The sequence below is a fragment of the Vibrio sp. 10N.286.52.C3 genome (genome assembly GCF_041468865.1).
GTDB classification, from domain to species: Bacteria; Pseudomonadota; Gammaproteobacteria; order Enterobacterales; family Vibrionaceae; genus Vibrio; species Vibrio crassostreae_C.
The window spans coordinates 90926-102401 of sequence record NZ_JBFRJM010000025.1 but is presented as its reverse complement, the minus strand read 5'-3'; the positions used below and the strand labels follow the sequence as shown (position 1 = coordinate 102401).

10 protein-coding genes and 1 pseudogene are annotated in these 11476 nt (G+C 42.4%); 7 read left to right on the top strand and 4 right to left on the bottom strand.

What is annotated here, in order from left to right; translation table 11 throughout:
- Positions 1-267 precede the first annotated feature (267 nt).
- On the bottom strand, positions 268-960 hold the full coding sequence (locus AB4138_RS10500; RefSeq protein WP_017068416.1) for an SDR family oxidoreductase: 693 nt from the start codon (positions 958-960) through the stop codon (positions 268-270).
- A 131-nt stretch (positions 961-1091) separates the two neighbouring features.
- Entirely contained in the window at positions 1092-2258 is a 1167-nt protein-coding gene (locus AB4138_RS10495; RefSeq protein WP_029235440.1) for an MFS transporter, read from the bottom strand.
- 192 nt (positions 2259-2450) lie between these two features.
- On the opposite strand from AB4138_RS10495, the gene AB4138_RS10490 reads away from it, so the two are divergent.
- The 6 genes from AB4138_RS10490 (at position 2451) to AB4138_RS10465 (ending at position 9404) form a co-directional block, all read left to right on the top strand.
- Positions 2451-3332, top strand: coding sequence for a LysR substrate-binding domain-containing protein (locus AB4138_RS10490; protein WP_017062691.1), 882 nt, complete (start codon positions 2451-2453; stop codon positions 3330-3332).
- A 115-nt stretch (positions 3333-3447) separates the two neighbouring features.
- Positions 3448-4545, top strand: a complete 1098-nt coding sequence (locus tag AB4138_RS10485; protein ID WP_372305949.1) for an alkene reductase — start codon at positions 3448-3450, stop codon at positions 4543-4545.
- Between the two features lie 10 nt (positions 4546-4555).
- A complete protein-coding gene (locus AB4138_RS10480; protein ID WP_372305946.1) occupies positions 4556-5644 on the top strand; it encodes an alkene reductase in 1089 nt (362 codons plus the stop codon).
- A 66-nt stretch (positions 5645-5710) separates the two neighbouring features.
- Positions 5711-6652, top strand: coding sequence for a zinc-binding dehydrogenase (locus AB4138_RS10475; RefSeq protein ID WP_017062694.1), 942 nt, complete (start codon positions 5711-5713; stop codon positions 6650-6652).
- A gap of 639 nt (positions 6653-7291) precedes the next feature.
- Entirely contained in the window at positions 7292-8881 is a 1590-nt protein-coding gene (locus tag AB4138_RS10470) for a hypothetical protein (RefSeq protein WP_372305944.1), read from the top strand.
- Positions 8882-8894: 13 nt separating this feature from the next.
- Positions 8895-9404 carry a hypothetical protein gene (locus AB4138_RS10465; protein ID WP_372305941.1) on the top strand — a complete coding sequence of 170 codons (510 nt, stop codon included), beginning with the start codon at positions 8895-8897 and terminating at the stop codon, positions 9402-9404.
- A gap of 390 nt (positions 9405-9794) precedes the next feature.
- Here the strand turns inward: AB4138_RS10465 and AB4138_RS10460 are convergent, their stop codons facing one another.
- Complete coding sequence (locus AB4138_RS10460; protein WP_017062447.1) at positions 9795-9962, bottom strand: hypothetical protein; 168 nt, start codon at positions 9960-9962, stop codon at positions 9795-9797.
- Positions 9963-10203: 241 nt separating this feature from the next.
- On the opposite strand from AB4138_RS10460, the pseudogene AB4138_RS10455 reads away from it, so the two are divergent.
- Positions 10204-10800: pseudogene (locus tag AB4138_RS10455) on the top strand (pyridoxal-phosphate dependent enzyme); the annotation flags it as partial.
- Between the two features lie 96 nt (positions 10801-10896).
- On the opposite strand, the gene AB4138_RS10450 reads toward AB4138_RS10455, so the two are convergent.
- A complete protein-coding gene (locus AB4138_RS10450; protein WP_017070515.1) occupies positions 10897-11463 on the bottom strand; it encodes a helix-turn-helix domain-containing protein in 567 nt (188 codons plus the stop codon).
- Positions 11464-11476 lie beyond the last annotated feature (13 nt).

Here is an 11476-nt window from a genome sequence, read left to right as displayed (position 1 = left end):
GGATTCCATACATCACGTTAAAGTATTTACTCATTCCAGAGTAAGATCGCAGTCGTTCCTTAGGATATGTAATGTGACCAGCCATAGATGCAGGCAATATCAATTTATAGGATCTCATCGTCATCCCAATCCCAGTCAATTTGGGAAATGTCACGGGAGACTTTGTGTAAATACCACCCGAGCAAAGCGACAATAGAAAGGATTAAAACTATAAAGGTTAAAAGCATATCCTACCCTTAGAGTTTGTATGAGACGTAACTACTAGGCTTACCATGGCAATTGAGTGCCATCGTAGACAAAAAATGAACCTGAATGCTTAAGTTTTAAATTGTCGATAACATTAAGCATGCCTGTAACACTCTCTTTTACTGTTACCTTGCCTTCCTTTCCACCCATATCGGTTTTTACCCAACCTGGATGAATTGCCATGGTCTTCACTCCCGCTTCGGATAATTCACAGGCTAGAGATTTAATTATTTGGTTGAGGGCCGCTTTTGATGCTCGATAGCTGTATCGTCCCCCTGAGCGGTTATCATCAATACTGGCCAGTATTGAGGTCATCCCGATTATGGTTTTATCTTGGCCGGCTAGAATATTATTGAGCAAGGCCTGCGTGATTAACATGGGTGCGATGGTATTGACCTTTAACACCTCTAGCCATCTTTGCTGATCCATATTGCCTAAGTTGTCACATCCTTCACCACTCACCCCAGCATTATGAATAAGTACATCAATAGGTTGCTCTTTAAACACCTCAGTTAAAGCGAGAATATCTGTTTCATGACTAACATCTAGAGCATAAGGGCGAATGGTTGAATACTGTTGTGCTAACAGGGTTAACTCATGCGCTGAATCAATATCGCGACAGCAAGCGATGACCTTGTAATGTCGCTGTGCATATTGCTTTGCAAGCTCTAATCCTAAGCCACGATTAGCTCCAGTAATAAAAACGGTTTTCATTGAGTGCCTCTTATCAGTTTCAATCTTGTCTAATACCAATCAATATAAGTTGCGAAAAGCTGGCCAATGCTGCTGCATTGACCAGCTCTAAGGGTAAGAGTCGTGTTTATTTCATTAATACATTTTTACCATTAACTTTCTGCACGCTTATCAAGACGGCCACTAAAGCGGGTCAAAGCAAGCGCTATCAGTACAACTACTGCACCTACCCAAGGTGTATGCATTAAGCCTGCTTCAGCGACAACCATCCCTCCGCCCCATGAACCAAGTGCAATACCAACGTTAAAGGCGGCAATGTTTAAACCGGAAGCAACATCCACTGCATCTGGTGTATATTTTTCAGCAAGTTTCACTACATATACTTGTAAACCTGGAACATTACCGAATGCAAATGCCCCCCAAACTAAAATCGTGGCTACCGCGGCAATAGGGTTAACGGCGGTAAAATTGAACACGATAAGCACAGCTGCAAGACCAGTAAAAATAATGCTAAGGGCTTTTATTGGGCCCATTTTATCGGCCATTTTTCCGCCCCAAATATTACCAATCGCAACTGAGACTCCATAAACCAACATAATTAAACTAATTGCATTCGCACTAAAGCCAGTTTCTTGCTGCAAAATAGGAGCAAGGAAAGTGAATGCTGTAAAAGTGCCGCCATAACCCAGTGCAGTAATCGCATAAACCAGTAATAATCTAGGTTGAGTTAATACCTTAAGCTGCGATGAAAGCTTAGCTGCAGCAGGTTGTTTTAAGTTATTTGGTACTAAGAAAGCACTACCAATTAATGCGATTAAACCTAATAGCGCAACAACTAAGAAGGTTGATTGCCAGCCAAAGGTTTGACCTATGTATGTCCCAAGCGGCACGCCTGTGACTAACGCCACGGTTAAACCAGTGAACATAATCGCAATGGCGCTGGCGGCTTTTTCTTTTGGTACCAGACCGGTAGCAATGGTTGAACCAATGGAGAAAAATACACCATGGGCTAAACCTGTCAAAATACGAGCGATAATCAGGGTGTTATATCCAGGTGCTTGCCATGCAACTAAGTTACCGACAACAAACAGTGACATGACGGTAATCAATACGTGTTTACGATTCCACTTTCCTGTTAAAGCCGTTAAAACCGGGGCGCCAATGGCAACACCAAGTGCATAAAGGCTAACCAGCAAGCCTGCTGAAGGCAGTGATATATTTAGGTCGGAGGCCATGGTCGGGAGTAGCCCCACGATCACAAACTCCGTTGTTCCAATAGCAAAGGCGCTGAGCGTCAATGCAAGAAGTGCTAAAGGCATAATATTTACTCTCTGTTGTTTGAAAATGACCAGCAATAGCCGATGTATTGGTCGCTATGCCGTCGCGTTGTTAATTGATGGGGGGCATTTTGCATTAAAGATTTTTTGTGAAAAACAGAGGTTTTTACAAATGATATTTGTTATAAATGCAATAAAGCTGATGAGCGATTGGATAAAGTTGAGGGAAATAGCATGCGAACAAAATCTGATGATTTAGCCATTTTACTAGCTGTAGTCGATACCGGAGGTTTTTCAGCGGCAGCAGAGAGCCTAGATATCCAAGTCGCGCGAGTATCCAGAGCGGTCAGTAAAGTGGAGAGTCAACTTGGGGTCACTATTCTAAACCGAACCACTAGACGTATTGAATTAACCGATGAAGGACGCCAGTTCATTGACTCTGTGCGGGTGGGATTAATGCAATTACAGCAGGCGGAAGAAGATATTATTTCCCGTGGGGAATTGCCCAAAGGCCGTTTACGTGTCGACGCGGCTAGTCCGTTTGTGTTTCATCAACTGGTGCCATTGGTGCAGTCATTTAATCAAGCCTATCCCGATATTGAGCTAGAAATAACCTCCAATGAAGGCATTGTGGATTTACTAGAAAAGAAAACCGATTTAGCAATTCGGATTGGTACGTTGAGCGATTCTACGCTACATGCTCGGTCGCTGGGTCGAAGCCCCTTGTATATTGTGGCTTCACCAGAATATATCTCAAAACGCGGGCTCCCCACTAAAAGCAGCGATCTTGCTCAGCATAATCTCATTGGATTTGTCGCCCCCAAAATTTTGAATGACTGGCCTTTAAAAGGTTTTACCCAACTAGACGCTTTGATGTCATCAAGTAATGGCGAAACCATTCGACAAATTGTGTTGGCAGGAAATGGCATTGCATGTCTATCAGGGTTTATGGTGAATAAAGATATTGCCGAAGGACGTTTAATCTCGCTGTTGGAGAGCGAAAAAATCAGTCATCCACGAAGAGAACAAGTCAACGCTGTGTATTATAAGACTTCTTCTGTGGCCAAGCGGATCTCCGCTTTTATTGATTTTATTAAGCCAAAGCTAACCCTGTAACCCGCTTAAACAAGCTGATTGTTGCAATTTATACAAATATTATTTGCCTTTATTGCTATAAATGATTGGTGACTCATTTGCTAGTATGCCCCTATCAAATGAAGAGGGCTCAACTATGTCACTATCACTATTTAAACCATTCACATTGGGTGGACTCACACTCAAAAACCGCATTGTCATGCCACCGATGACGCGTTCAAGAGCCAGTCAGCCTGGTGATGTCGCAAATGACATGATGGCAACCTATTACGCTCAGCGTGCCAGTGCAGGATTGATTGTGTCTGAAGGTACGCAAATTTCAGCGACGGCAAAAGGCTATGCATGGACCCCAGGTATTTACACACCTGAGCAGATTGCTGGTTGGCGTAAAGTGACAGACGCTGTGCATGCCAAACAAGGCGCTATTTTCGCGCAGCTTTGGCATGTGGGAAGAGTCACTCACCCAGATAACATCGGTGGTAAGCAACCGATTTCTTCCTCCGCATTAAAAGCGGAAAACGTCAAAGTATTCGTTGATAATGGCAGTGATGAACCTGGTTTTGTTGACGTCGTTCAGCCTAGAGCGATGACAAAAGCCGATATTCAGCAAGTGATCGAAGATTACCGTCAAGCCGCATTGAATGCCATTGAGGCAGGCTTTGATGGCATTGAACTGCATGCCGCTAATGGTTATTTAATTAACCAATTTATTGATTCAGATGCGAATGATCGCACTGATGAGTACGGTGGATGTCTTGAAAACCGTCTTCGTTTTCTTGATGAAGTTGTTACTGCAATGGTCGATGCCATTGGCGCTGATCGCGTTGGTGTGCGCTTGGCACCTTTAACAACCCTCAATGGTACTGTTGATGCTAACCCTATTGAGACTTATACCGCTGCCGCAGCGTTACTCAATAAACATCATATCGTGTACCTACATATTGCTGAAGTCGATTGGGATGATGCACCAGATACACCCGTCTCATTCAAACGTGCAATGCGCAATGCTTTTCAAGGCGTGCTGATCTACGCAGGTCGTTATAATGCGGAAAAAGCAAAGCAAGCTATTGATGACGGACTGGCTGATATGATCGGCTTTGGTCGACCTTTTGTGGCGAATCCCGATCTTCCTGAACGTCTACTTCACGGCTACCCATTGGCAGAGCATGATCCAAACACCTTGTTTGGTGGTGGTGAGAAAGGTCTGATTGATTATCCAACGTATAAAGCTTAAGGGGGTAAGTATGTTTAAGGTATTTAAAGGTCACGGACTTGAGACTAAAAACCGTATCGCGATGGCGCCGATGACTCGTTCACGCACGTCTCAACCTGGTGATGTACCAAACGAGATGATGGCAACCTACTACCGTCAGCGTGCCAGTGCTGGACTCATTGTATCAGAGGGCACCCCGATCTCAGCGGCTGCACGAGGTTATTCGATGACTCCGGGCATTTATACCCCAGAGCACATCGAAGGCTGGAAAAAAACCACCCAAGCTGTGCATCAAGATGGCGGGAAAATATTTACTCAACTTTGGCATGTGGGGCGACGCAGTCATTCTGATATTTCAGGTACTAAGCCGTTAGCCCCATCAGCGATTAAAATCCCAGATCAAGTATTTGGCCCACTAGCTGAAGGTGGCTTTGGGATGATTGAAACTGAAACGCCACGGGAGATGACGCTGCAAGACATTAAGAGCACGATTGCGGATTTTGTACAAGCGGGCAAAAACGCCATTGAAGCTGGTTTTGATGGCGTGGAAATTCATGCTGCGCATGGTTACTTGTTTGATACCTTTTTACGCTTAGAAAGCAACCAAAGAAGTGATCAATATGGTGGCAGCCAAGAGAATCGCATGCGCTTTTTGGTTGATACGTTGCAAGCACTTACCGACGAAATTGGTGGGGAAAGAGTTGCGGTTCGTCTGTCTCCTCATATCGGAGAGGGTTTTGCTGGGGATGATGTTGAAATTGTTCCGCTAACGTTAGCATTGCTGGAAAAACTACAACTGATGAACCTTGCGTATGTGCATTTTTCAGAAAACATATCACGCTATGTAGAGGTGCCTGAAGAGTTTCGCCAGCAAGTACGCCGAATATACTCTAATCCAATCATGGTTGCAGGAAAGTTGACCAAGCAATCTGCCCAACAGTTGCTAGATAAGCAGTATGCTGATTTCGTTGCCTTTGGTACTCCTTTTGTAACGAACCCTGATTTAGTCGCCCGATTTGTTCATGATTTACCATTGGCCGAGTTTGATGCCGATGCTAGGTTGACCTTGTATGGGGGCGGAGCCGAAGGCTACGTCGATTATCCAACTTATCAAGCCTAATACACCAGGTACCAAGGACGATAACTCTTTGGTGCCTTACCTTTTCATTAAGCGAGTGGAAGTGATATGGAACCCTATCGAATTTGGCAATATCAAACTGAGAAACACAGTCTTGTTTTAGGTAAGGCTGAAAGAGCAGCTTTAGATGACAGCGAAATCTTAGTACAAAACAAAGCGATTGGTATTAACCCTGTGGATTGGAAATTTATTAAAGCCAATCCTTTAAATTGGCCGAATGGCCATGTTCCAGGTGTTGATGGTGCAGGCGTCGTCGTACAAGTAGGTTCTAAAGTTGATCCCAGTCTAATTGGCCGTCGAGTGGCATATCATGGTTCACTAAATCGCCATGGTAGCTTCGCTAAATATACTGTTTTGAACGTTGAGCGAGTGATGACACTACCTGAGAGCCTATCTTTTGAACTTGCCGCGGCACTGCCTTGTCCGATGCTAACTGCGTGGCAAGCATTTGAAAAAATTCCATTAACCCAACAAAGAGAAGTGCTTGTCGTTGGTTTTGGCGCGGTGAATAATTTGTTATCCCAGATCCTTGTCAGAGCGGGTTATATCGTTGATGTTGTCTCCGCGAGTCTGAGCGAAGAGCGAGCCAAAAGTTTAGGTATTCGCCAAGTTTATCGGGAGCAATCTCAAATCGACATGAAATACTTCGCCATTTTTGATGCGGTGAGTGGGGAAAATGCCGCCCATTTAGTGCCGCTGTTAAGAGCGAATGGACATATTGTCTGCATTCAAGATCGTATTGCTAAACCCATTGACCCTCCATTTACGCGCACTATTTCTTACCACGAAATAGCCCTTGGAGCGTTACATAATTTTGGTGATAAAGATGATTGGCATACATTAATGCAAAATGGTGAAGCGCTGCTTGAGCGTATTGAAAATGGGAGTGTTGAAGTTAGTATTCCTGTCACTTTTAAATTCGAGCAGATGCTTGATGCGTTGAAACACAGTGAAACCACAAAACGAAAAACCGTGATTACATTGAGTTAGACTGCGCAATTTATCCTTTTGCTGGGAGTCACATAGCGCTTACTTCCTACACTTTGCTTGGATAGTTGTTCTAATTGCTGATATTGAGTAAGACTCATCTTTGCAACGTCGTTTAAAATTGTGGTCTAAATAATTTTGACCACACTCTTACTAGCAGATGCGATACTAATAGCAATCCAACCAATGAAGAATTCGTGATTGCTCAACAGTCGGTAGAACTACTGTAATTTACTTTAAAAACAGATGGTTAAAAGCGAGCTTAGTGCTCGCTTTTTTTTATGTTGGTTAAATCATCACGAACGATACTTTCTTCGTCTAGTAGATCTTCGAGTCAGCGAGGCTAGAGTTAACTCACTTTTGTCCCTTTTCAAGCTAGAGTGAAAACTTAACCACCTTTACTTTAAGTAAATTTGCCTTAGTAAAAGTTATTTTCAGTAGTCACTCTCTTTGTCAGCACGCTTCCTACGCCTACTAGTTCAAAAGGAAACTATTTTTGCTGCAATTATATTACAACATGTAAAACTAAATTTAGTGATAACTGACGGTTTTACACTTGCAACTGCTTGAAATATAAAGTTAAGCTTTGTAGCATATGTAATGATATTTACAAATTATTACAACGCTTTAAGGAAAAAGATAATGTTAAAACGCAAGTGGTTGGCTAGTGTTATAGTCACGTTGATATTGTCAGGTTGTGCAGCAACATATGAATCGGCAGAAGAAGCCTATCAAGATGGTGATTATGCTAAAGCAAGAGAATCTTGGCAAAAATTGGCTTTAGAAGGCGATAATCGTTCAATGTATCGCTTATATACCTCAACGAACCGTCCATCAGATGAAGATATTATCTGGCTTAAAAAAGCGGCGGATTCTGGTTTAGTTAATGCTCAATTTGATTATGGTATGCATGCGCTTAAACAAGAAAAATTCAAAGAAGCACAAGCATACCTTAATAAAGCATCAAAGAATAAATCAGAGAAAGCATTAAAAGAACTAGCTGACCATAAAGACTTATTTCCTTTATGGTTAAAAGCAGAAGAAAGTGACGCTTACTCAATAAAGAAGCTAGGTGAGCTATATTGGGAGAAAAAAGAATATAAGCAATCCCTAAAATGGTATGAACAATGTGTTGGTAGCTATACGTATTGCTCTTTCTATATGGGACTTGCTTTTGATAATGGCCACGGTGTTCCACAGGATTATAATAAAGCGATTCATTGGTACTCTAAATCAGCAAAAGACGGAAATAGGGACTCAGCCAGAAATCTAGCGTGGTTATATGAGAATGGACAAGGTACGAATATAGACAAGGAATCAGCCTTCTACTGGATGTCAAAAGCAGCTTCTTCAGGTTGGACAGTCCCAACAGCCTCTTTGGGAAGATATTATTTGTACGGAATTGGTACTGAAAAAGACACAGATAAAGCATTTAAACTACTATCGAAGGTTGCGAATGAGAATAAGTACGCTGCATATAATTTAGCTGGGATGTATTTTAATGGCAATGGGGTAAAGCAGGACTATCAGAAATCATTTGACTGGTACTCTATAGCAAGTAAATCAGATAATGCTGCATCAGATTATTTTATTGCTCAACACTATTATAAAGGGTTGGGTAGAGATAAGAATCTAACACAAGCTTATAAATGGTATCTTCAAGCTGCTGAGAAAGGAGATGTTGACGCTCAATTCAGACTGGGCTGGATGTTAAGTAATGGCGAAGGAGTTCCTGCAAGCTCCAGAAAGGCATTCAAATGGTATCAGAAAGCAGCCGAGCAAGGCTCTGTCTCAGCTCAGAATAACCTTGGGGTTATGTATGACCAAGGTCGTGGCACAGAAAAAGATCGTTATCAAGCTTTCAAATGGTACGAAAAGTCGGCAAGGCAAGGTAATGATGTAGCACAGAATAACTTAGGAGTAATGTATGAAAATGGCACAGGGGTAAGGAAAAGCAATCAATTAGCTGCCTTCTGGTACGCAAAGTCTGCACAACAAAATCACAAAGAAGCGCAATCAAACCTAAGTGGAATACTAAATAAACTTAGAACTAAAACCGTTCAGATCAAAAAAGCTTCAGTTTATAAAGAAGGCAATTTTGACAGTAAAGAGTTGCTTACATTGCCACAGGGTCAGCGTGTTTATGTGTTGTCCTCTGGAAGTAAATGGACAGAGATATATATCCCTAAAAACCACACCATTGGTTACTTAAACAATACTCATCTTTACTAAAATGGAATGGAAAATGAAGAAATTAATCTTTACACTATTATTTGTATGCCAATCAGTATTCGCAAACCCTACTGTATTTGGGCTAACGATTGGTGAAACCACTGTTGAACAACTTAAAAGCAAATACAACGTATCCCACCAAGGTATCAATAAGTATAGTCAAGGCGATATGTATCAGATCCCTCGAAATCAAATACAATTCGAAGGCATCAATGATGTGACGGTGATCTTTAGTCGCTCCAACAAACTGATTGCGGTTTTAACTGAATTACCAAAAAATAAGTTTGATTATTTGAATGGCACTCTTGGAAAAAAATATCAACTAGTAAACCAAAAAATCCCTTTCGTTGGGAATAAATCTGCGACATACAAAGATGGTGAGACTGAGATTACATTGGAAGCTCCACATATGAACTTTCAGCTATCTATGAATTATATCCACTCAGACCTTTTAAAAGCTTTTAATGTCCAGAGCAAACAAGAGGAGAAAAAGAAACAGCAGCAAGAGAGTTCAATGCTTTGATCTAAACAGGTCGTTATTTTGCGCTCGCTAGATGGACGATGGTAGTTGCATCCGAGCTTTCAAGTTACTTTTTCTCATCTTTTAGAAACGATTTAGAGCTATTTATCTAAATCGTTTATGTCCAAACCCGTGTTAATAGGTGCGATTATAATAGCTTGCCAACCAACGAAGAATTCGTGATTGCTCAACAGTCGGTAGAACTTCTGTAATCTGAACTGAAGTCTAAGCAAGAAAAAGACAATCAAAAGCGAGCCCAAGTGGCTCGCTTTTTGTGTCTAGTAAAGATGCGTCTGAATGTTTTAACAGGGGGATAGCCTACAAGGCGATCGTGAAACAGTTTTAGAACAGAGCTTAAATTGCGACTCATCGGGTGCTCTGGAAGCGCTAAGGTTATTTAGTCCCTGAGCGGTAGTTTGGATCTGTCCAGCATCGAGGTAACTCTTCCCCTGACATAAACATCAGTTCGGACTTTTTAAACATCTCAGGGTCTTGCTGTTCTTCGCCTGCTTGAAACCGACCTTCGATACTGTCTTGAAATAAGTTGGTTAATTTGGTCATTTCAGTTACATCAACGAGGTCACCGGTTTTTTCTCTTTTAGAAACATTTTTTTGCCCTCAATCTAATCGGTCACCCCTAATTATAATTGCTATTTGGAAAATGAGAGTCTTTTCAATTCCGGCACTTCTTGACTAAGCAGACCCCAGAGCTACGCTTATGATCATCGACAACCCAATCGATGAACAAACTTATCCTCAACAAATAAATGGAGTCGCGATGTCATCTGCCCATATTGCAAACAATCTCAGTAATTATCGAGCGCACTATTTAAATACTGGACCTGAGATCTGGCAGCAAACACAGGGGAATATTGATGCTCTAGTTTCAGTGGTGGGGACGGGTGGAACCATTGCCGGAAACTCACACTATCTATCTGAGCAGCAACCCAATCTCGAAACTTGGTTAGTTGACCCAAATGGGTCCGGCATTTATTCGTTTCTACGTAATGGACACTATCAATCAACGGGAAGTTCGTTCACGGAAGGCATAGGGATCATGCGAACGGTTGAAAATTTCAGGCAGGCAAAAATCAATCGTGCAATCACGCTTCCCGATCAGGATTTGGTGACGATATCCCGCCTTGTTGCGGAACATGACGGTGTTCTTCTAGGAAGCAGTTCGTCGTTGAACGTAGCAGGTGCGCTATACGCTGCGGCTAGAATGGGGAAAGGGAAAACCATCGTTACATTTAGCTGTGACCTTGCTGAGCGCTCGTATTCGAAGCTGCACAACGAAACGTTTCTGAAAGAAAAAGAGATACAGCTTAATAAAGAAAACCTCTCTCAACTATGGGCTCGTTATCAAGCCGAAGATGGCAGCATGGTCGTCAACGTATAGTCGCTTTAAGTTAGTAACAGCCAGTGGTCTGCCAGCTCTTTCGTTAGCGCTGAACATCCGGTTAGAGCTAAACATCCGTTAGCACCAAATCCGGCACTATTGCTTGTTATTAGGGTAGTGAATCACATTATGAAATACGGCGTTTCCTTCACCGATATTTTTGTAGGCATGGGTCTGGTTGGCGTTGAAGCGAACGGCTTGTCCTGCGCGTAACGTATGCCACTCATCATCAAACATCACGGCCATCTCTCCTGAAATGCATAAGATGTGCTCAGTGACGCCTGCGTTATGTGGGGCGGATTCATGCTGGTAATCGGGTGCTAGGGTGAGTTCGAATATTTCAAATCCTAGTGCTTCCTCAAAAGGAAACAACAAACTGACGAAAAAGCCAATGTTGTATTCTTCATGCCTTAGTTCGTTTGCATCTCTGAATAAACTCGTCAGTTCACTGTTTGGGCTAGCCGCGATAAAGCTCGAAAGTGACACCTCGAATCCAGAAGCTATCTGCCAGAGCTTAGCGACTGTCGGGCTGGATTCTCCACGTTCAATTTGTCCTAACATTGCTTTACTCACGCCTGTTGCTTTCGCTGTTTTGTCTAAGCTCCAGCCTTTTTCTTGGCGAAGGCGTTTCAAGTTAACGCCGACTTTAATTTCTGTTTGCATATTTTCTCTACAA